Source organism: Pseudomonas sp. KBN12P06040 (genome assembly GCF_037574965.1).
GTDB lineage: Bacteria > Pseudomonadota > Gammaproteobacteria > Pseudomonadales > Pseudomonadaceae > Pseudomonas > Pseudomonas aeruginosa.
In genome coordinates this window covers 2,773,390-2,792,504 of sequence record NZ_JBBELS010000001.1, presented here as the reverse complement: position 1 = coordinate 2,792,504, position 19,115 = coordinate 2,773,390, and the positions used below count along the sequence as shown (strand labels likewise).

Annotated in this window: 16 protein-coding genes; 6 read left to right on the top strand and 10 right to left on the bottom strand. The window is 68.2% G+C overall.

What is annotated here, in order from left to right; translation table 11 throughout:
* Positions 1-114: 114 nt before the first annotated feature.
* Entirely contained in the window at positions 115-987 is an 873-nt protein-coding gene (locus tag VQ067_RS13300; RefSeq protein WP_003089870.1) for a LysR family transcriptional regulator, read from the top strand.
* An 8-nt stretch (positions 988-995) separates the two neighbouring features.
* On the opposite strand, the gene VQ067_RS13295 is transcribed toward VQ067_RS13300, so the two are convergent.
* Positions 996-1,997 (bottom strand): AraC family transcriptional regulator, encoded by a 1,002-nt coding sequence (locus VQ067_RS13295; RefSeq protein WP_003089872.1) that lies wholly within the window; start codon positions 1,995-1,997, stop codon positions 996-998.
* Between the two features lie 316 nt (positions 1,998-2,313).
* On the opposite strand from VQ067_RS13295, the gene antA reads away from it, so the two are divergent.
* The 3 genes from antA to antC are packed head-to-tail and all read left to right on the top strand — an operon-like array spanning position 2,314 to position 5,237.
* Complete coding sequence (gene antA, locus VQ067_RS13290; RefSeq protein WP_003139109.1) at positions 2,314-3,708, top strand: anthranilate 1,2-dioxygenase large subunit; 1,395 nt, start codon at positions 2,314-2,316, stop codon at positions 3,706-3,708.
* On the top strand, positions 3,705-4,196 hold the full coding sequence (antB, locus tag VQ067_RS13285; RefSeq protein WP_003131295.1) for an anthranilate 1,2-dioxygenase small subunit: 492 nt from the start codon (positions 3,705-3,707) through the stop codon (positions 4,194-4,196). The genes antA and antB overlap by 4 nt, the downstream gene beginning before the upstream one ends.
* An 18-nt stretch (positions 4,197-4,214) precedes the next feature.
* On the top strand, positions 4,215-5,237 hold the full coding sequence (antC, locus tag VQ067_RS13280) for an anthranilate 1,2-dioxygenase electron transfer component AntC (RefSeq protein ID WP_003131294.1): 1,023 nt from the start codon (positions 4,215-4,217) through the stop codon (positions 5,235-5,237).
* 5 nt (positions 5,238-5,242) lie between these two features.
* On the opposite strand, the gene VQ067_RS13275 is transcribed toward antC, so the two are convergent.
* The 8 genes from VQ067_RS13275 to VQ067_RS13240 form a co-directional block, all read right to left on the bottom strand.
* Positions 5,243-6,004 carry a 1,6-dihydroxycyclohexa-2,4-diene-1-carboxylate dehydrogenase gene (locus VQ067_RS13275; RefSeq protein WP_340080827.1) on the bottom strand — a complete coding sequence of 254 codons (762 nt, stop codon included), beginning with the start codon at positions 6,002-6,004 and terminating at the stop codon, positions 5,243-5,245.
* Positions 6,005-6,029: 25 nt separating this feature from the next.
* A complete protein-coding gene (gene benC / locus VQ067_RS13270) occupies positions 6,030-7,043 on the bottom strand; it encodes a benzoate 1,2-dioxygenase electron transfer component BenC (protein WP_003109537.1) in 1,014 nt (337 codons plus the stop codon).
* Between the two features lie 33 nt (positions 7,044-7,076).
* On the bottom strand, positions 7,077-7,565 hold the full coding sequence (gene benB / locus VQ067_RS13265; RefSeq protein ID WP_033991005.1) for a benzoate 1,2-dioxygenase small subunit: 489 nt from the start codon (positions 7,563-7,565) through the stop codon (positions 7,077-7,079).
* Positions 7,562-8,929, bottom strand: coding sequence for a benzoate 1,2-dioxygenase large subunit (gene benA, locus VQ067_RS13260; RefSeq protein ID WP_016263431.1), 1,368 nt, complete (start codon positions 8,927-8,929; stop codon positions 7,562-7,564). The genes benB and benA overlap by 4 nt, the downstream gene beginning before the upstream one ends.
* A gap of 116 nt (positions 8,930-9,045) precedes the next feature.
* Positions 9,046-10,002, bottom strand: a complete 957-nt coding sequence (locus tag VQ067_RS13255; RefSeq protein ID WP_016263430.1) for an AraC family transcriptional regulator — start codon at positions 10,000-10,002, stop codon at positions 9,046-9,048.
* Positions 10,003-10,208: 206 nt separating this feature from the next.
* Complete coding sequence (locus VQ067_RS13250) at positions 10,209-13,364, bottom strand: efflux RND transporter permease subunit (protein ID WP_031629364.1); 3,156 nt, start codon at positions 13,362-13,364, stop codon at positions 10,209-10,211.
* Positions 13,365-13,386: 22 nt separating this feature from the next.
* Positions 13,387-14,841 carry an efflux RND transporter periplasmic adaptor subunit gene (locus tag VQ067_RS13245; RefSeq protein WP_003109532.1) on the bottom strand — a complete coding sequence of 485 codons (1,455 nt, stop codon included), beginning with the start codon at positions 14,839-14,841 and terminating at the stop codon, positions 13,387-13,389.
* A gap of 52 nt (positions 14,842-14,893) precedes the next feature.
* Positions 14,894-16,180 (bottom strand): TolC family protein, encoded by a 1,287-nt coding sequence (locus VQ067_RS13240; RefSeq protein WP_003113317.1) that lies wholly within the window; start codon positions 16,178-16,180, stop codon positions 14,894-14,896.
* A 512-nt stretch (positions 16,181-16,692) separates the two neighbouring features.
* Between VQ067_RS13240 and VQ067_RS13235 the strand changes: the two genes are divergently transcribed.
* Together VQ067_RS13235 and VQ067_RS13230 are read left to right on the top strand one after the other, a co-directional pair.
* Entirely contained in the window at positions 16,693-17,367 is a 675-nt protein-coding gene (locus VQ067_RS13235; protein WP_003089900.1) for a heavy metal response regulator transcription factor, read from the top strand.
* Complete coding sequence (locus tag VQ067_RS13230; RefSeq protein WP_033991006.1) at positions 17,364-18,782, top strand: sensor histidine kinase; 1,419 nt, start codon at positions 17,364-17,366, stop codon at positions 18,780-18,782. The genes VQ067_RS13235 and VQ067_RS13230 overlap by 4 nt, the downstream gene beginning before the upstream one ends.
* 8 nt (positions 18,783-18,790) lie before the next feature.
* Here VQ067_RS13230 and VQ067_RS13225 read toward each other — a convergent pair whose 3' ends face one another.
* Positions 18,791-19,045: a hypothetical protein gene (locus VQ067_RS13225; protein ID WP_023097545.1), complete on the bottom strand. Its 255-nt coding sequence runs from the start codon at positions 19,043-19,045 to the stop codon at positions 18,791-18,793.
* Positions 19,046-19,115: the final 70 nt, after the last annotated feature.

Below are 19,115 nucleotides of genomic sequence, written 5' to 3'. Positions count from 1 at the left end.
CTCAAGGCTCGCTCGATACCGAGCAGGTTTCGCCGTCGTTTCGGCCAAGCATCCATCGCCTTCTTCACTGGGGTCCAATATCATCTTCCTCTCGAACCATACCCTGGAGGTATCATGGAGCTTCGTCACCTGCGCTACTTCCAGGCGCTGGCCCGGACCCTCAACTTCACCCGCGCCGCCGAGCAACTGCACATCGCCCAGCCACCGCTGAGCCGGCAGATCCAGCAACTCGAGGAAATGCTCGGGGTGGCCCTGCTGGAGCGCGGCCGGCCGCTGCGCCTGACCGAAGCCGGGCGCTTCTTCCACGAACAGAGCGCGACGCTCCTGGACCAACTGGAGAGCATCTGCGACAGCACCCGGCGGATCGGCCAGGGCCAGCGCCAGTGGTTCGGCATCGGCTTCGTGCCCTCGGCGCTGTATGGCGTGCTGCCGGAGCTGATCCGCCACCTGCGCGGCGACCCGGAGCTGGAGCTGGGCCTGCTGGAGATGACCACCCTGCAACAGGTCGAGGCGCTGAAGAGCGGGCGCATCGACATCGGTTTCGGACGCATCCGCATCGACGACCCGGCGATCCGCCAGAGCGTGCTCAGCGAAGAGCCGCTGGTCGCCGCCCTGCCCGCCGGCCACCCGTTGCTCGGCCAGCCGCTGAGCCTGGAGCGCCTGTCGCGCGAGCCGTTCGTGCTCTACCCCGGCCAGCCGCGGCCGAGCTACGCCGACCACGTGCTGGCGTTGTTCGCCACCCACGGCCTGAGCCTGCGCGTGACGCAATGGGCCAACGAGATGCAGACCGCCATCGGCCTGGTCGCCGCCGGACTCGGCGCGACCCTGGTGCCGGCCTCGGTGCAGTTGCAGCACCGCGACGACGTCGCCTACCAGGCCCTGGCCGACGCCTCCCTGACCTCGCCGATCATCGTCAGCCGGCGCCAGGGCGACGGCTCCCCGCACCTGCGGCGCTGCCTGGCGCTGATCGGCCGCGAGGACGCCTGAGTGCCCTCTCAGGAGCGCCGCGCGGCGCGGCGCTGGGTCATGCTCGGGGTTTCCTCGAAGCGCTTGCGGTAGTCCACGGAGAAGCGTCCGAGGTGGCTGAAGCCCCAGCCCAGGGCGATCGTCGAGATGCTGCGGGCGCCGCCGCTGGCGAGGATCTCCTCGCGCACCGCGGCGAGTCGGTAGTGCTTCAGGTAGCTCATCGGCGATACCCCGAAGTAGCGACGGAAGCCCTCGAACAGCTTGAACCGCGAGACCCCGGCGGCGCGTTCCACGTCCTCCAGGCTCAGGGTCTCGCGGGCGTTGGCCTGGAGAAACTCGCGAGCGCGCAGCAGGTAGTGCGGCGGGCGCCCGCCAAGGCCCTGCTGCAGGGCCTCGCTGTAGTTGTTCGGCTGGGCCAGGATCAGTCCCTTGATCAGCGCGCGTTCCAGGTCGCTGCTGAAAAACGCCTGGGCGTAGAGTTCGCTGCGCGCCATCTCCTCGCTGATGTGCCGCACGGTGCGCCACCAGGACGCCGAGGCGCCGTCCAGGGCATCCATTTCCGGATCGAAGCGCAAGGGCGTATCGATCGGCCGCTGCAACATCTCCTCCAGGACCTTGCGCATCGCCGTGCGGCCGATCACCACCTGCAACTTGCGGCAGTCCCCGGCGATGCTCAGCTCCTGGCGCTCGTTGGGCGCGATGATCACCCCGCGGCGGACGTCGGAGAGCAGGCGCAGCCCGCCCCGGCACAGCTCCTGCTCGCCGCTGAGCGGCAGGCTCAGGCTGTAGGCGTTGAACGCCGCGGCATCCTCGACGGTGATGGTGACGTCGGTGCCGTAGCCGATGTAGCCGAGGGTGGTGCACATCGACTTCAGCACGTTGCCGTGGTGCTGGAACTGCACCAGTCCCGGGCTCGCCGCTTCGAGCCGGTGCGGCCCGCAGACCTTCGACATCCAGGAACGGGCGGCGGCCAGGTCCAGGTGGTCGGCATGGAGATCGCCACGATCGGCGACGGGATGGCTCCTCATCATGGTTCGGCACTCGACACGGCAAGGCTGAGGGTGCGCTCTGCTGGCGCTCTGTTTTCAGCAAAATGCAAGGCATGTGCCGGCGCAAGGCCGACTCCCCGCATCCTCCACTATCCGGATAGCGTTCGCCGACTTTCCGGACAAAGCGTCCGCCGCAAGCGCCGCTCGAACCCGGAACGAGCCCTCCGCGAGGCCCTCGGCCGCTCCTCGGCGGCCGCACATTTTCGGGATGCGCATCGTCGACTAAGCGGATAGCCCGCCCCCGCTCGCGGCCGTTGAATGGGTCACCCATAACGACAACGCACAAGGGTGAGAACGCATGAACGCTACCCGCAGAAGCCTGGAACAGTGGCGCGACTATGTCGGCGGCTGCCTCGACTTCCGTCCCGAGGAAGGCATCTTCCGCATCGCCCGGGACATGTTCACCGAACCGGAGCTGTTCGACCTGGAGATGGAGCTGATCTTCGAAAAGAACTGGATCTACGCCTGCCACGAAAGCGAACTGGCCAGGCCCCACGACTTCGTCACCCTGCGCGCCGGACGCCAGCCGCTGATCGTCACCCGCGACGGCAACGGCCAGTTGCACGCGCTGGTCAACGCCTGCCAGCATCGCGGCGCGACCCTGGTGCGGGTCGGCAAGGGCAACCAGTCGACCTTCACCTGTCCGTTCCATGCCTGGTGCTACAAGAACGACGGCCGGCTGGTGAAGGTCAAGGCGCCGGGCGAATACCCGGAAGGCTTCGACAAGGCCACCCGCGGCCTGAAGAAAGCGCGCATCCAGAGCTACAGGGGCTTCGTCTTCGTCAGCCTGGACGTCGCCGGCGAGGACGACCTGGTGGACTTCCTCGGCGACGCCCGGGTGTTCCTCGACATGCTGGTGGCGCAGTCTCCCAGCGGCGAGCTGGAAGTGCTGCCCGGCACCTCCACCTACACCTACGAAGGCAACTGGAAGCTGCAGAACGAGAATGGCCTGGACGGCTATCACGTCAGTACCGTGCACTACAACTACGTAGCCACCGTGCAGCACCGCCAGCAGGTCGAGGCCGAGCGCGGCGGCGCGGCCGCCACCCTCGACTACAGCAAGCTCGGCGCCGGCGACGCGGCCACCGACGACGGCTGGTTCTCCTTCGCCAACGGCCACAGCGTGCTCTTCAGCGAGATGCCCAACCCCGCCGTACGCCCCGGCTACGCCAGCGTGATGCCGCGGCTGGTGGCGGAATACGGCCAGGCCCGCGCCGAGTGGATGATGCATCGCCTGCGCAACCTCAATCTCTACCCCAGCCTGTTCGTCATCGACCAGATCAGCTCGCAGCTGCGCATCGTCCGCCCGCTGGCCTGGAACCGTACCGAGATCGTCAGCCAGTGCATCGGCGTCAAGGGCGAGTCGGACGCCGACCGGGAGAACCGGATCCGCCAGTTCGAGGACTTCTTCAACGTCTCCGGGATGGGCACGCCCGACGACCTGGTGGAGTTCCGCGAAGCCCAGCGTGGCTTCCAGGCCCGCCTGGAGCGCTGGAGCGACATCTCCCGCGGCCACGGCAAGTGGCTCGAAGGCGCGACGCCGAACAGCCAGGCGCTGGGTATCGCGCCGCTGCTGACCGGCACCGAGATCACCCACGAAGGCCTCTACGTCAACCAGCACGCGCATTGGCGGCGCTTCCTCCTCGACGGCCTGGAGCGCCTGGCCCTGCGCGCGAAGGAGGTGACCCCATGAACGCCGGACTGCAGTACCGCGTCGAACAGTTCCTCTACCGCCACGCCGAACTCTGCGATGCCCAGGACTGGGACGGCTACCTCGCGCAGTTCGACGAACAGTGCGAGTTCCACCTGCCGCAGTGGGAGTCCGAGCACCGCTACACCCGCGATCCGAAGCGCGAGATGTCGCTGATCTACTACCCCAGCCGTGCCGGCCTGGAAGACCGGGTGTTCCGTATCCGCACCGGCAAGGCCGCGTCCACCGTGCCGATGCCGCGCACCCTGCACCAGATCGGCAACGTGCGCATCGCCGAGGAAGGCGAAGGCCTGCTGCGAGTGCGGGTCAACTGGCAGACCCTGTTCCAGCGCCTGGACCAGACCGGCAGCTTCTTCGGCCATGCCACCTACCGCCTGAAACCCCATGGCGAGGCCTGGCTGATCGCGCGCAAGCACATCGTCCTGCTCAACGACCGGATCGACTCGGTCCTCGACTTCTACCACCTCTGAACGGCGGGCCCCGTCACGATGAATCACAAAGTCGCCCTCAGCTTCGCCGACGGCAAGACCCTGTTCCTGCCCGTCGGCCACGACGACCTGCTCCTCGACGCCGCCCTGCGCCACGGCATCAACCTGCCGCTGGACTGCCGCGAAGGGGTCTGCGGCACCTGCATGGGCCGCTGCGAGGCGGGCAGCTACAGCCTGGACTACGCCGACGAGGACACCCTCTCCGCCGCCGACCTGGAGCAACGCAAGGTGCTCGCCTGCCAGACCCGGGTGCGCTCCGACGCGGCCTTCTACTTCGACTTCGCCTCGACCCTCTGCCACGCCGCCGCGGCCCAGGAGCACAGCGGCGTGGTGCGCGAACTGCGCCTGCTCTCCGAGGACACCGCGCTGCTCCGCCTCGACGCCGGCGCCGCGGGCCGCCAGTTGGACTTCCTGCCCGGCCAGTACGCGCGCCTGCAAGTACCCGGCAGCGACTGCCGGCGCGCCTACTCCTTCGCCAACCGGCCGAATCCGCAGAACCACCTGCAGTTCCTCATCCGCCTGCTCCCGGGCGGCGCCATGAGCGACTACCTGCGCCAAGGTTGCCGGGTCGGCGACGAGATCCGCTTCGAGGCGCCGCTGGGCACCTTCTACCTGCGTCAGGTGGAGCGCCCGTTGCTGCTGGTGGCCGGCGGCACCGGCCTGTCGGCGTTCCTCGGCATGCTCGACGAACTGGCCGAGCGCGGCTGCGAGCGGCCGGTGCATCTCTGCTACGGGGTACGCCGCGCCGCCGATCTCTGCGAATTGCAGCGGATCGCCGGCTACGCCGAGCGGCTTCCCGGCTTCCGCTTCGTCCCGGTGCTCAGCGAGGCGGACGCCGACTGGGACGGCCGGCGCGGCTACCTGCACGAGCATTTCGACGCCGCCCGCCTGCGCGACGAAGCTTTCGACCTCTACCTGTGCGGGCCGCCGCCGATGGTCGAGGCGGTCCGCCAGTGGCTGCGCGAGCGCTCCCTGGAGCATCTGCGGCTGTACCTGGAGAAGTTCACCGAAAGCGGCGACTGATGCGCTCAGCCGAGGTCGCCGCCAGCTACCGGCAGGGTCACGCCGGTGATGTAGGACGCCTCGTCGGAGGCGAGGAAAAGGATCGCCGCGACCTGCTCGTCGATGCTGCCGTAGCGCTTCATCAGGCTGCTGTCGAGGGTCTGCTCGACGATCTGTCGATACCAGCGCCGCTCCTCCTCGCTCTGCGCCGCGGCGTTGCGCGGAATCCTTCGCGGCGGCGCGTCGGTGCCGCCCGGCGCCACCGCGTTGACGCGGATGCCCTGGTCGGCGGTCTCGAACGCCAGGCAGGCGGTCAGCGCGTTCACCCCGCCCTTGGCGGCGCCATAGGGCACCCGGTTGACCCCGCGGGTGGCAACCGACGAGACGTTGACGATCACCCCGCTACCCTGCCCCAGCATCGCCGGCAGCGCCGCGCGGCAACACCACAAGGTGGGCAGCAGCGAACGCCGCAGCTCGGCCTCGATCTCGTCCTCGGCGTAGTGCTGGTAGGGCTTCGCCCAGAGGGTGCCGCCGACGTTGTTGACCAGGATGTCCAGCCGGCCGAAACGCTCCAGGGTCCGCTCCAGTGCCCGCTGGCATTCGGCGTAGCGCTCCAGGTCGGCGGTCAGGCACAGGCAGGCGTCGCCGGCCAATTCGTGGACCAGCTCGGAGCGGTCCACCGCCACCACCCGCGCGCCTTCCTCCAGCAGGCGCCGGGCCACGCCCAGGCCGATGCCCTGGGCGGCGCCGCTGACCAGGGCGACCTTGTCGCGGAATCTGTCGTTCATGGGAATCTCCTTGGCTCGCTCGGGTTCAGGCCGCGCTGGCGGCGAACTTTTCGTAGTAGAAATTCGCCGGGCGCACGCCCTGCTCGCGCAGGTAGCGCTCGACCGCCTCGACCATCGGCGGCGGCCCGCACAGGTAGATGTCGACGTCGCCCTCGTGCAGGTGCTGCGCGGCGATGTGCTCGGTCACGTAGCCCTTGCGCGGATAGTCGCTGTCGGCGCTGGCCACGCAGGCGCTCCAGGTGAAGCCGGGAATCCGTTCGGCGAACGCCTCCAGGCGCTCGAGCCCGACCAGGTCGACGTCGTGGGTCACCCCGTAGACCAGGTGCAGCGGGTGCGCGCTGCCCTGCTCGGCGATCCGTTCGAGCATCGCGGTGAACGGCGCCAGGCCGGTGCCGCCGGCCAGCATCAGCAGTGGCCGGTGAATCTCGCGCAGGTAGAAACTGCCCAGCGGGCCGTCCATCGCCAGGCTGTCGCCGGCCCTGGCCGTGCCACTGAGGAAGCCGCTCATCAGCCCACCGGGGACGTTGCGGATCAGGAAGCTGACCTCGCCGTCCTTCGCCAGCGAGCTGAAGGAGTAGGCGCGGCGCTGCTCGCTGCCGGGCACCTGGAGGTTGACGTACTGCCCGGGCAGGAACGCCAGGCTGGCCAGCGCCTCGCCGCGCAGCGACAGGCCGATGGTGCTCGGCGACAGTTGCCGGACTTCGCTGATGCGCGCCTCGTAGCGCGCCTGGCCGGTCCTGCACAGGGTCGAGGACGCCGGCACGCGCAGCACGCAGTCGCTTTCGGCGCGCATCTGGCAGGTCAGCACGTAGCCGCGGGCGGCTTCCTCGGCGCTGAGGGCATCGTCGATGTAGTCCTGGCCCAGCGCATAGCGCCCGGCCTCGGCCAGGCACTTGCAGGTGCCGCAGGCGCCGTCGCGGCAGTCCAGGGGGATGTTGATGCCCTGGCGGTAGGCCGCGTCGGCCACGGTCTCGCCGGGCGCGGCATGGATGAAGCGGGTCACCCCGTCTTCGAAGTTGAGTGCGATCCGATGGTTCATGGCATGTCCCTCGACAGCCCGCCGGCGCGGGCGTCAGACGTGGTAGACGTCGATCAGCTGGCGAACGTAGTCGTTCTTCAGGATCACTTTCTTGGCCTTGATCAGCGGACTCTCGCCGCGTACGTCGAGGTCGTAGAAGGTGGTGCCGAAGTAGCTATCCACGGTCTTGTAGCGATAGCTCAGGGTGTGCCAGTTGCAGCGCACGCGGCAGATGCCGTCGTCCTCACCGAGCAGTTCGATGTTGCTCAGGTTGTGCGAGGTGCGGGTGTCCGGCAGGGTCGCGCTGGAGCGCTCGGTGCGGATGCGGAATACCCGGTCCTCCAGACCGCCGCGGTTGCCGTACCAGATCAGCGAGATTTCCCGCTGCGGGTCCTCGGTGAGGTGGTCGCGGTCGTCCCAGGACGGCATCCAGAAACTGGCGTCCGCGGCGTACAACGCCAGCCAGGCGTCCCAATCCTTGTCGTCGAGATAGCGCGCCTCGCGGTAGAGGAAATCGCGCAGGGCGTCGTAGCCCAGGCTCATGACGCCACCTCCCGCAGCGCCACGCGCTGCGTCCGTTCGCGCTCCAGGGCGGCGAGCAGCGCCTCCTGCCAGTAGCGATGCTGCAATACGAACAGCCCTTCGTCCTCGGTGCGCACGCCGCTCAGGCGCGGCCGCAGGTCGATGGCCGCGGCCGCCGCGTCGGCGCCCTCTATCCAGTGTTCGGCGCCGCGCGACAGGTCGTTCCAGCCGACCACGCTGCCCTGGTAGCCCTGCTGGCAGGAACGGAACTCCTCCAGGTCGTCCGGGGTGGCCATGCCGCTGACGTTGAAGAAGTCCTCGTACTGGCGGATGCGCCGGGCGCGCGCCTCGGCGCTCTCGCCTTTCGGCGCGATGCAGTAGATGGTGATTTCCGTGCGGTCCACCGACAGCGGCCGGGCGATGCGGATCTGCGAGCTGAACTGGTCCATCAGGTAGACGTTGGGGTACAGGCAGAGGTTGCGCGAGTTCTCGATCATCCAGTCGGCGCGGGCCTCGCCGAAGTCGCGGGCAAGCTCGGCGCGGCGCTCGAAGGCCGGCCGGTCCTCGGGGTTGGCCCAGCGACTCCAGAGCAGCATGTGGCCATGCTCGAACGAGTAGAAGCCGCCGCCCTGCCGGGCCCAGCCGGCGGCGCTCATGGTCCGCAGCTGGTCCGCAGCGTCGCGCTGCTGGCGCTGGCTCTGGGTCGCCGCGTAGTTCCAGTGCACCGAACTGACGTGGTAGCCGTCGGCGCCGTTCTCGGCGGTAAGCTTCCAGTTGCCTTCGTAGACATAGCTGGAAGAGCCGCGCAGCACTTCGAGGCCTTCCGGCGACTGGTCGACGATCATGTCGATGATCTTCGCCGACTCGCCCAGGTGCTCGGCCAGCGGCCTGACATCGGGGTTGAGGCTGCCGAACAGGAAGCCACGGTAGGACTCGAAGCGCGCCACCCGGGTCAGGTCGTGCGAGCCCTCGCAGTTGAAGCCCTGCGGGTAGCCGGCCTCGGCCGGGTCCTTGACCTTGAGCAGCTTGCCGGAGTTGTTGAAGGTCCAGCCGTGGAACGGACAGGTATAGCTGCTGCGATTGCCGCTCTTGTGCCGGCAGAGCATCGCGCCACGGTGGCTGCAGGCGTTGATGAAGGCGTTGAGCTGGCCGTCGCGGTTGCGCGCGATGACGATCGACTGGCGGCCGATCTGGGTGGTCAGGTAGTCGTTGATTCCGGCAACCTGGCTTTCGTGGGCGAGATAGACCCAGTTGCCCTCGAAGATGTGCTTCATCTCCAGCTCGAACAGGCGTGGGTCGGTGAATATCTCCCGCTTGCAGCGGTAGACGCCGCGCTCGGGGTCTTCCTCGAGCAGAGAACGCAAGTAATCGCTACCCAGGGACATGGCCGGGGCCTCCGTTGTTATTGTTCAGGCCCGGTCAGGTTAGGTAGCGCGTGCTGCTGGGGATATCCGTTGCCTGCGGATCGCTGGCCGATTCCTGCACGCCGTAGCGGTCGGCGCTAGGCGCGCCGGCGCAGGGTTTCCGAAGGCAGCTCGCCGAACTGCCGGCGATATTGCTCGGCGAAGCGGCCGAGGTGGACGAAACCGAAGTCCAGGGCCAGTTCGGTGAGGTTGCGTACCCGGCAGCCGGGGTCTTCCAGGCAGGCGCGGATGCGCTCCAGGCGCAGCCGGCGAATGTATTGCCGAGGGCTCTCGCCAAGCTGGCGCTCGAACAGCGCGTACAGCGAGCGAGTGCTCATGTGCGCCTGCTCGGCCAGCGCCGCGACCTCGATCTCGCTCTGCAGATGGCGGCGGATGTAGGCATCGAGGCGGGCGAAGACGACCTGCGCATCGCCGGGGTCCTCGCGGCTGACGTTGGTCTTCAGCAGGGTCAGCAGCTTGCTGCCGAGGATCTGCTCGAAGTGGCTGTCGACCCGCGCCAGCCGCTCGCCGGACTCCGCCTCGCGGCAGACCAGGGCGAGCAGGCCGACGAAGCCTTCCAGCTGGTCCAGGCGATAGCGATGTTCGAGGAAGCGCACGCCGCGCGCCGGATGGCTCCAGCGCTGCTCGGCGCAGATCGCTTCGAGCAGCGCGCAGGGCAGCTTGACGATGAATTTCTCGCAGTCCGCCGAATAGGTCAGGTCGACCGGATCGTCCGGGTTGATCAGCAACAGCTCGCCCGGCGCCAGGGCGTGTTCCTGCCCGCCGCCGCGCCACAGGCAGTGGCCGCGCAGGAGGATCTGCAGGTGGAAGATGCTTTCCAGCGCCGGCGAGGTGACCCGTACCGCCGCGCCGTAGCTGATCCGGCACAGGTCGAGGCTGGCGAAGGTGCGGTGGTCGAGGCTGGCTTGCGGCCTGCCGGCGGCCGGCAGGCGTATGCAGTGCGTACCGACGTGCCGGTTGACGTAGCCGGACACCGCATAGGGGTCGGCACGTTCGAACACCCGGCTGCGCTCGCTGAGCAAGGAGGCATTCATGGGCAGGACACTCAGGCTGCTATCGTTGTTGTTATCGTCGCGCGGCGCCAAGCGCCGGGCGCGGAACGTCCACCCACACTACGCAAGCCCCCCGCCGGCGACAATCCGGGCCGGCAATCGCGTGCGGTAATCGAACGGAATCCGTCCAACGGCCAACGAAAAAGGGCCGCCAGGGTTTCCCCTGCCGGCCCGCTTGCGCGCCCGCTTCAGCCGGCCGCCGGCGTCTCCTCGCGCGGTCCGGCGTCGCGCCCGTGGGTCCAGCGATAGAGCACCGGCAGCACCAGCAGGGTCAGCATGGTCGAGGACAGGATGCCGCCGATCACCACCGTCGCCAGCGGCCGCTGCACCTCGGCGCCGGTGCCGGTGGCCAGGGCCATCGGCACGAAACCGAGGGAGGCCACCAGGGCGGTCATCAGCACCGGACGCAGGCGGGTGATGGCGCCCTCCCACACCGCCTGGTCGAGGCTGCGTCCTTCCTGCAACAGGTTGCGGATGAAGGAGATCATCACCAGGCCGTTGAGCACCGCCACCCCGGACAGGGCGATGAAACCCACCGCCGCCGAGATCGACAGCGGTATCCCGCGCAGCCACAGGGCCAGCACCCCGCCGGTGAGGGCGAAGGGGATGCCGGTGAACACCAGCAGGCCGTCCTTGACGTTGTTGAACATGGCGAAGAGCAAGGTGAACACCAGCAGCAGCGCCACCGGCACCACTACCTGCAAGCGCTTGGCGGCGGACTGCAACTGTTCGAACTGGCCGCCCCAGGTGGTCCAGTAGCCGGCCGGGATCTTCACCCCGTCCTGCAGCTTCTGTTGCGCTTCCAGCACGAACGAGCCGATGTCGCGGCCGCGCACGTTGGCGCTGACCACGATGCGCCGCTTGCCGTTCTCCCGGCTGATCTGGTTCGGTCCCGGCGAGAGGTCGAGGCGCGCCACGTCCGACAGCGGGATGAAGTCGATCCGCGCCAGGTTGTTCGGCGGCAGCGGGATCAGCAGGTTGGACAGTGCCGGCAGGTCGGCGCGCAGGGTTTCCGGCAGGCGGATGACGATGTCGAAGCGGCGGTCGCCCTCGAACAGGGTACCGGCATTGCGTCCGCCGAGGGCGGTGGCCACGGTGTCCTGGATGTCGCCGACATTGAGGCCGAAGCGTGCCGCCTTGTCGCGGTCGATGTCCACCGTCAGCACCGGCAGGCCGGTGGTCTGCTCGACCTTCACCTCGGAGGCGCCGTCGATGCCTTGCAGCACCTTGGAGATCTTCTCCGCGGTGTCGTTGAGCACCTGCATGTCGTCGCCGAAGACCTTCACCGCGACGTCGCTGCGCACCCCGGAGATCAGTTCGTTGAAGCGCAACTGGATCGGCTGGGAGAACTCGTAGACGCTGCCCGGCACCTCAAGGGCCGCGGCCTGCAATTCTTCCAGCAGCGCCTCCCGCGACTTCTTCGGGTCCGGCCACTGGCTCTGCGGCTTGAGCATCACGTAGCTGTCGGAGGCGTTCGGCGGCATCAGGTCGGAGGCAATCTCGGCGGTCCCGGTGCGGGCGAAGACCCGCTCGATCTCCGGGAACTTGCCCATCAGCTTCTTCTCCAGGGTCTGCTGCATCTCGACCGACTGGGTCAGGCTGGTGCCCGGCACCCGCAGGCCCTGCATGGCGAAGTCGCCCTCGCTGAGGCTGGGAATGAACTCGCTGCCCATCCGCGAGGCCACCAGCCCGGTGAGCAGGATCGCGCCGAGGGCACCGCCGACCACCAGCGCGCGGTGTCCGAGCACCCAGCGCAGCGCCGGTTCGTAGGCCAGACGCGCGCGGCGCATGACGAAGTTCTCCTCCTCCTTGACCTTGCCGGTGATGAACAGCGCGATCGCCGCCGGGACGAAGGTCACCGAGAGGATCATCGCGCCAAGCAGCGCGGTGACCACGGTGAACGCCATCGGGTGGAACATCTTCCCCTCGACCCCGGTGAGGGCGAAGATCGGCAGGTACACCACCATGATGATGATCTGGCCGAAGATCAGCGCCCGGCGCGCCTCCCTGGACGCGGCGAAGACCTCGTGGAAACGTTCCGCGCGGGTCAGCTGGCGGCCGTGGTGGGCCTGGGCGTGGGCCAGGCGGCGGATGGCGTTCTCGACGATCACCACGGCGCCGTCGACGATGATGCCGAAGTCCAGCGCGCCGAGGCTCATCAGGTTGGCGCTGACCCTGTTGCCGACCATCCCGGTGAAGGTGAACAGCATCGACAGCGGGATGATGGTGGCGGTGATCAGCGCCGCGCGGATATTGCCGAGGAACAGGAAGAGCACCGCGATCACCAGCGCCGCGCCTTCCACCAGGTTCTTCTTCACCGTGGCCACGGCCTTGTCCACCAGGGTGGTGCGGTCGTAGACGGTGATCGCCTTGACTCCCTTGGGCAGGGTCCGGTTGATCTCCTCCAGGCGCTGGCCGACCGCCTGGGCCACTTCCCGGCTGTTCTCGCCGATCAGCATGAACACCGTGCCGAGCACCACTTCGCGGCCGTTCTCGGTGGCCGCGCCGGTGCGCAGCTCCTTGCCCAGGCCGACCTCGGCGACGTCGCGGATACGGATCGGCACGCCGTCGACGTTGGAAACGATGATCCCGCGGATATCGTCCATGTCCTTGACCTGGCCCGGCGCGCGGATCAGCAACTGCTCGCCGCGCCGCTCGATGTAGCCGGCGCCGACGTTCTCGTTGTTGCGCAGCACGGCGTTCTGCAGGTCGCCGAGGGTCAGCTTGTAGGCCGCGAGCTTCTTCGGATCCGGGGCGATGAGGAATTGCTTGGCGTAGCCGCCGATGGTGTTGATCTCGGCCACGCCCTTCACGTTGCGCAACTGCGGACGGATGATCCAGTCCTGGATGGTGCGCAGGTCGGTGGGCGTGTAGGCGCTGCCGTCCTCCTTGGTCGCGCCCTCCTCGGCCTCTACCGTCCACAGGTAGATCTCGCCGAGACCGGTGGAGATCGGCCCGAGGGTCGGCGAGATGTCTTCCGGCAGTTGCTCGCGCGCCGTGCTCAGGCGTTCGTTGACCTGCTGGCGGGCGAAGTAGATGTCGGTGCCTTCCTCGAAGATCACCGTCACCTGGGAAATCCCCGGCCGCGACAGCGAACGGGTTTCCTGCAAACCCGGCAGGCCGGCCATGACGGTCTCCACCGGGTAGGTGATCCGCTGCTCCACTTCCAGCGGCGAGTAGCCGGGGGCGGCGGTATTGATCTGCACCTGGACGTTGGTGATGTCCGGGACCGCGTCGATGGACAGCTTCTGGTAGCTGCCAATGCCGACCCCGGCCATCCCCAGCACCGCCAGCAGGACCAGCCAGCGTTGCTCGATGGCGAATTGGATGATGCGTTCGAACATGCGAAGACTCCTGGAGCGGGACTCAGTGACCGTGTTCCGCCGAGCCCTTGCCCAGTTCGGATTTGAGGATGAAGCTGCCGCTGGCGGCGACCTGGCTGCCGGCGCGCAGGCCCTCGAGGACCTCGACGCGCTGGCCGTCGCTGATGCCCAGCTTGACCGGCTGGACCACGAAGCCGTCGGCCACGCGGACGAACACCACGTCCTCGCCGTCGACGTTCTGCACCGCGCCGTCGGCGACCGTCAGGACTTCCTTGCGGGTCGCCTCGGCCACCTGCACGGAAACGAACAGCCCCGGGCGCCAGGTGCTCTCGGGGTTGCTCAGGGTGACCCGGGCGGTGGCCGCGCGGGTCTGCTCGCCGAGCAGGTCGCCGATGTAGGACACGGTGCCCTCCACCTCGCTATCCAGCGCCTGGGCGAGCACCTTGACCTTGCTGCCGACGCGGACCTGGCCGAGCAGTTGCGCGGGCACGTTGAAGGTGGCCCAGACCGAGGACAGGTCGGACAGGGTGAAGACGTTGGCGGTGCCGTCCACCGGCTCGCCCTGGGTCAGGTGCTTTTCCACCAGCACCCCGGCGAACGGCGCGCGCAGCTCGTAGCGGTTGCCGCCCTGCAGGCTGGGATTGCCGCCGAGCGCGGCGATCTTCGCCCGCGCGTTGTTCAGCGCGATCTCGGCTTCCTGCAAACCCTGGCGGGCGAGCAGGAATTCCTGCTCGGCGGAGATGCCCTCCTTCCACAGCTGCTGCTCGCGCTTGTAGGTGCTCTGCGCCAGGCTCAGGCGGCGCTGGGCGGCGGCGAATTCGCTGCGCTGGTCGGACAACTGCGGGCTGCTGATCACCGCCAGCAGCTCGCCCTGCTTCACCGCCTGGCCAAGGTTGGCCGGCACGCTATCGACGATCCCCGGCAGGCGCGGGACGATATGCGCGGTGCGGTCTTCGTTGAAGCGGATCTCGCCGGGCAGCGAGACCACCTGGGCCAGGCTGATCGTCCGCGCCGTATCGAGGGTGATGCCGGCGGCCTCGATCTGCTCGGCATCCAGCTCCAGCTTGCCCTCCTCGCGGGTGAAGGCGAAGTCGTAGCCCTGCTTGCCGGCCATCAGCTTGAGGCGCGCGGTGAAGGCATGCGGCTCGGCGATCCCGGCATTGGCCACCAGGCCATCGCCGCTGGCCTTGAACAGCAGGTCCTCGACCTCGCCGGTGGCGCGCTCGACGTCCGCGCCGAGGACCACCTCCTGCGGCGCCAGCGCCTTGCCGCCGCGCTCGACCCAGGCCTTGAGCGGGCTGCCGTCCTCCGGCACCAGCAGTTCCAGGGTCAGGTCGCCCTGGCGCAACAACATGCCGCCGCGCGGTCCGCTGCCCTCGCCCTCGGCGGCCGCTTCGCCGGCGCCGGCCGGCGCCTTGCCGCCCAGCTCCAGGTAGGCGCCGCCGCCCAGGCCGAGCAGTGCCAGTGCGGTCACCGCGATAATCGTCTTCTTGCCCATTCTGTTCTCCCGAACCGTTCGGGGGGCGCGCCGGCGGCCCGCCCCGGAAATCTCACTGGCCGAGGTGGCCGATGTCTTCGCCGAGCAGGCGCTCCATGCTCACCCGCGCCTGCGCCGCGGCGTCCAGCGCGCGCACGTACTGGGCACGGACGCCGACCAGGGTGCGCTGGGCATCGAGCACGTCGAGGAAGTTGAACTTGCCCATCTCGAAGCCGCGGGTCATCGAGTCCAGCGCGCTCTGTGCGCCGGGCAGCAGGTCGCGGCGGACCAGCGCCAGCTCCTGTTCCGAGGTGCGCAACTGGTCGTAGGCCTGCACCGCTTCGCTGCGCAGGCGCAGCAGGGTCGCGCGCTGCAGGTCGCGGGCCTGGTCGGCACGGCTCTGGGCGGCGTAGATGTTGCCCTGGTTGCGGTCGAACAGCGGCAGCGGCATCGACAGGCCGATCAGGTTGACCCGTTCGCCACGTCCGTCGCGGGCGGTCTGGTCGTACTTGCTGCCGATGCTGACCGTCAGGTTGGGGATGCGCTGGCGCTTCTCCAGGTCGACCTGGGCCTCGCCGCGCGCTACCTCCTGGGCCGCCAGGCGCAAGGTCGGCGACTCGTCGAGATGGCGCAGCAAGGCGCCACGGGTGATGCTCGCCGGCACCGCGTCGAGCGCACCGCCGACCCTGGCGAAGCCTGGCTGCGGCTCGTCCCAGGTGCTCGACAGCTGCACATAGGTGCGCTGCTGCTCCAGCTCCGCCTGGCTCAGGTCGAGCTGGGCGTTGTCCGCCAGGACCTGGGCGCGGACCCGTTCCACCGAAGAGATGCTGCCGGCCTTGACCCGTCGGTCGGCGGCCTGCAGCGCGCGCCTGGCCAGGTCCAGGGAGGTCTTCGCCAGGCGCACCCGCTCCTGCGCGGTCAGCGCCGCGTAGTAGGCGCCGCGGACCTGGGCGCGCAGTTCGGCGCGACGGACTTCCAGTTGGGTCCAGGCGATCTCGCTGCCGCGTTTCGCCACCTCCACCCGCGCGCCGCGCTTGCCGCCCAGCTCCAGCGGCTGGGCGATGCTGACGCTGGTCTGGCGATTGCCCTGGCGGGTGTCCTCGACGCTCCAGGACAGATCCGGGTTGGGGATCAGCCCGGCCTGCTGCCGCGCGCCGCTGGCGATCTCGGTCTCGCGCCCCACCGCCGCCAGCTCGGGGTTGCTCCGCAGGGCCCGCTCCAACGCCTGCTCGAGGCTGATCGAAGTACCGTTGAAACTCACCGGCGCCTCGTTCGCCAGGGCCGGCAGGCCCAGGCAGAGTCCCATCAGTAGCCAGCAGGCGCGTTTCCCCGCGCTGGCCAGTGGCCGAAGTATCGGCATGTTCCGCTCCTCGTCTGCTGATCGTCGTCGGCGACGGCGATCCATTACCGGCCCGGAACCACGCAACCGTTCATCGGCGATATCTCGCCGGCGATATTCGAAGTTGCACTTCCGGGATGCGGCAGATGTTAGGTAGCGGGGCTTATCGGCAAGGTGACGGAAGAATTACAAGTCGGTAATGAATATTCTCCACGGACAATTAGCGGTTACACTTCGGCAACCTTCGAAGAGACTGGCAATAGTTGGATGAAACATAGGGACAAAAGCAACATGCGCTTACAAAAGGCATTGCCCCTCACGCCCAGCGGTGCTTGCGCCGCGGACATTTCCAAAGTTTTCAGGCGGACTCCCGGGAGAACTACCCGGTCATTCGATAATTATCATCGAAGCAGCGCAACGATATGAAATTACATTTCCAGGATTCTATCCAGGCAACGCCCGCAATGTAACTTTATAGCAATGCACTTAAACATTTACTTGCAAATGAATCCATACTTTATATAGGGGCGAACATGCGCATCCTTATTATCGAAGATGAAGTCAAGACTGCCGACTACCTGCACCAGGGCCTGACCGAAAGCGGCTACATCGTCGACCGCGCCAACGATGGTATCGACGGCCTGCACATGGCCTTGCAACACCCTTACGAACTGGTGATCCTCGACGTCAACCTGCCCGGCATCGACGGCTGGGACCTGCTCCGCCGCCTGCGCGAACGCAGCAGCGCGCGGGTGATGATGCTCACCGGGCATGGCAGGCTGACCGACAAGGTGCGCGGCCTCGATCTCGGCGCCGACGACTTCATGGTCAAGCCGTTCCAGTTCCCCGAACTGCTGGCGCGGGTCCGCTCGCTGCTGCGCCGCCACGACCAGGCACCGATGCAGGACGTCCTGCGGGTCGCCGACCTGGAGCTGGACGCCAGCCGCCACCGGGCCTTCCGCGGCCGGGTGCGGATCAACCTGACGACCAAGGAGTTCGCCCTGCTGCACCTGCTGATGCGGCGCAACGGCGACGTCATCACCCGGACGCAGATCATCTCGCTGATCTGGGACATGAACTTCGACAACGACTCCAACGTGGTGGAAGTCGCCATCTGCCGCCTGCGGGCGAAGATCGACGACGGCTTCGACCTCAAGCTGATCCATACCATTCGCGGCGTCGGCTACGTCCTGGAAGCGCGCCGATGACGCCACCAGGCCGACTGTCGCTGCGCCTGGCCCTGCTGGTCGGCGCCCTCGGCGCGCTGCTGGCCCTGGCGCTCGGCGCGATGGCGCACTGGAACCTCGGCCGCGAGCTGGAAGCCCGCGAGCGGGAAAACCTGCAATTGAAGCTGGAGCAGATCCGCCACAGCCTGGAAGACGATCTCGACCTGCGCAGCGACCCGGCCGTACAGGCGCATGCCCTGCAGGACCAACTGGTGGCCCACAGCGGCCTGCACCTGAGCATTCTCGACAGCCGCAGCGGCCAGCCGCTGATGAGCTTCGGCGACCAGGCCGCGGCCAGCGTCGCGGCCAACCGCGCGCTTCTCGCCCGCTTGCAGGCGGATGCCCGCCAGCCGGTGTTCCAGAGCTGGAGCACCGGCAACGACCAGCGCCTGCTGAGCATCGGCGCTTCCATGCGCATGAAGAACGGCACCCCGGTACAGGTGTTGCTGAGCAGCGAGCGCAACGCCGACGAGCGCCTGCTCGACGGTTTCCTCCGCGCCACCCTGCTGGCCCTGCCCTTCCTCCTGCCATTGATCGCCCTGGCCGCCTGGTGGGTGGTGCGTGCCGGCCTCGAACCGTTGAACCGCTTCCGCCGGGTGGCCGCCCAGGTCAGCCCGCAGGATCTCTCCTACCGCATCCCCGAGCAGAACCTGCCGCGCGAGCTGGACAGCCTGGCCCGCAGCTTCAACCACATGCTCGGCCGCCTCGAGGATGGCGTACGCCAGCTCTCGCAGTTTTCCGACGACCTGGCCCACGAACTGCGCGCGCCGATCTGCAACCTGCTGGTGCGCAACCAGGTGCTGCTCAGCCAGCATCGCGACAGCGCGGCATACCGCGAAGCCCTGGAGTCCAATGCCGAGGAACTGGAGCGGCTGTCGCGGATCGTCACCGACATGCTGTTCCTGGTGCAGGTGGACAACCCGGCGATCCAGGCCCAGTTCGGCTGCGTCGCCCTGCACGAGCAGGCGGCCAAGGTCATCGACCTGTACGAGATGGTCGCCGAGGACAAGGGCGTCGAACTGCGCCTCTCCGGCAGCGGCTTCGCCCACGGCGACAACCTGATGATCCAGCGCGCCATTTCCAACCTGGTGTCCAACGCCGTGCGCCACACCCCGCAAGGCGGGCGCATCGACGTGCGGATCGGGGAGCGCGCGGGGCAAACCGAGGTGAGGGTCAGCAACGACGGCCCGGGCATCCCACCGGAGTACCTGCCGCACCTGTTCGAGCGCTTCTACCGCCGCGCCGGACGCCAGACTGGAGCCCAGGCCGGCACCGGCCTGGGACTGGCCATCGTGCAATCGATCATGGCCTACCACGGCGGCCGCGCCGAAGCGGAAAGCGTACCGCAGCAGAAGACCCACCTGCGCCTGCTGTTCCCTGCGACGGGCGCTGCCTGACGCCGGTTTCAGCAACCGGCGCGGCGCCGCCACAGCCGGTACTCGCCGCAGAAACCGGCGAGGAACAGCGTCAGGCCGAGCGCCAGCAGGGTCCAGGGCGTCCGCAGCGGGGCGCGCTGGAGCGGCGGATCGCCGTGCAGCAGGACGAAGCATTGCAGCAGCGCCCAGAACATCGCGGCGACGCCGCCAAGCATGGCCAGGCGGCACAACCAGCCGAGCCAGTAGCCTCGGCGCGAGGGCTTTTCCGGAAACTTCCCCGACACGTATTCACCTCCACATCCGCCGCCGCACTCTAGCCGAGACGCGGACGGCGGTGTGTCATGCAAGCGCAAT

Coding starts and splice junctions, on each gene's coding strand:
- VQ067_RS13300 (WP_003089870.1), top strand. CDS start 115: ATGGAGCTTCGTCACCTGCGCTACTTCCAGGCGCTGGCCCGGACCCTC.
- VQ067_RS13295 (WP_003089872.1), bottom strand. CDS start 1,997: ATGATGAGGAGCCATCCCGTCGCCGATCGTGGCGATCTCCATGCCGAC.
- antA (WP_003139109.1), top strand. CDS start 2,314: ATGAACGCTACCCGCAGAAGCCTGGAACAGTGGCGCGACTATGTCGGC.
- antB (WP_003131295.1), top strand. CDS start 3,705: ATGAACGCCGGACTGCAGTACCGCGTCGAACAGTTCCTCTACCGCCAC.
- antC (WP_003131294.1), top strand. CDS start 4,215: ATGAATCACAAAGTCGCCCTCAGCTTCGCCGACGGCAAGACCCTGTTC.
- VQ067_RS13275 (WP_340080827.1), bottom strand. CDS start 6,004: ATGAACGACAGATTCCGCGACAAGGTCGCCCTGGTCAGCGGCGCCGCC.
- benC (WP_003109537.1), bottom strand. CDS start 7,043: ATGAACCATCGGATCGCACTCAACTTCGAAGACGGGGTGACCCGCTTC.
- benB (WP_033991005.1), bottom strand. CDS start 7,565: ATGAGCCTGGGCTACGACGCCCTGCGCGATTTCCTCTACCGCGAGGCG.
- benA (WP_016263431.1), bottom strand. CDS start 8,929: ATGTCCCTGGGTAGCGATTACTTGCGTTCTCTGCTCGAGGAAGACCCC.
- VQ067_RS13255 (WP_016263430.1), bottom strand. CDS start 10,002: ATGAATGCCTCCTTGCTCAGCGAGCGCAGCCGGGTGTTCGAACGTGCC.
- VQ067_RS13250 (WP_031629364.1), bottom strand. CDS start 13,364: ATGTTCGAACGCATCATCCAATTCGCCATCGAGCAACGCTGGCTGGTC.
- VQ067_RS13245 (WP_003109532.1), bottom strand. CDS start 14,841: ATGGGCAAGAAGACGATTATCGCGGTGACCGCACTGGCACTGCTCGGC.
- VQ067_RS13240 (WP_003113317.1), bottom strand. CDS start 16,180: ATGCCGATACTTCGGCCACTGGCCAGCGCGGGGAAACGCGCCTGCTGG.
- VQ067_RS13235 (WP_003089900.1), top strand. CDS start 16,693: ATGCGCATCCTTATTATCGAAGATGAAGTCAAGACTGCCGACTACCTG.
- VQ067_RS13230 (WP_033991006.1), top strand. CDS start 17,364: ATGACGCCACCAGGCCGACTGTCGCTGCGCCTGGCCCTGCTGGTCGGC.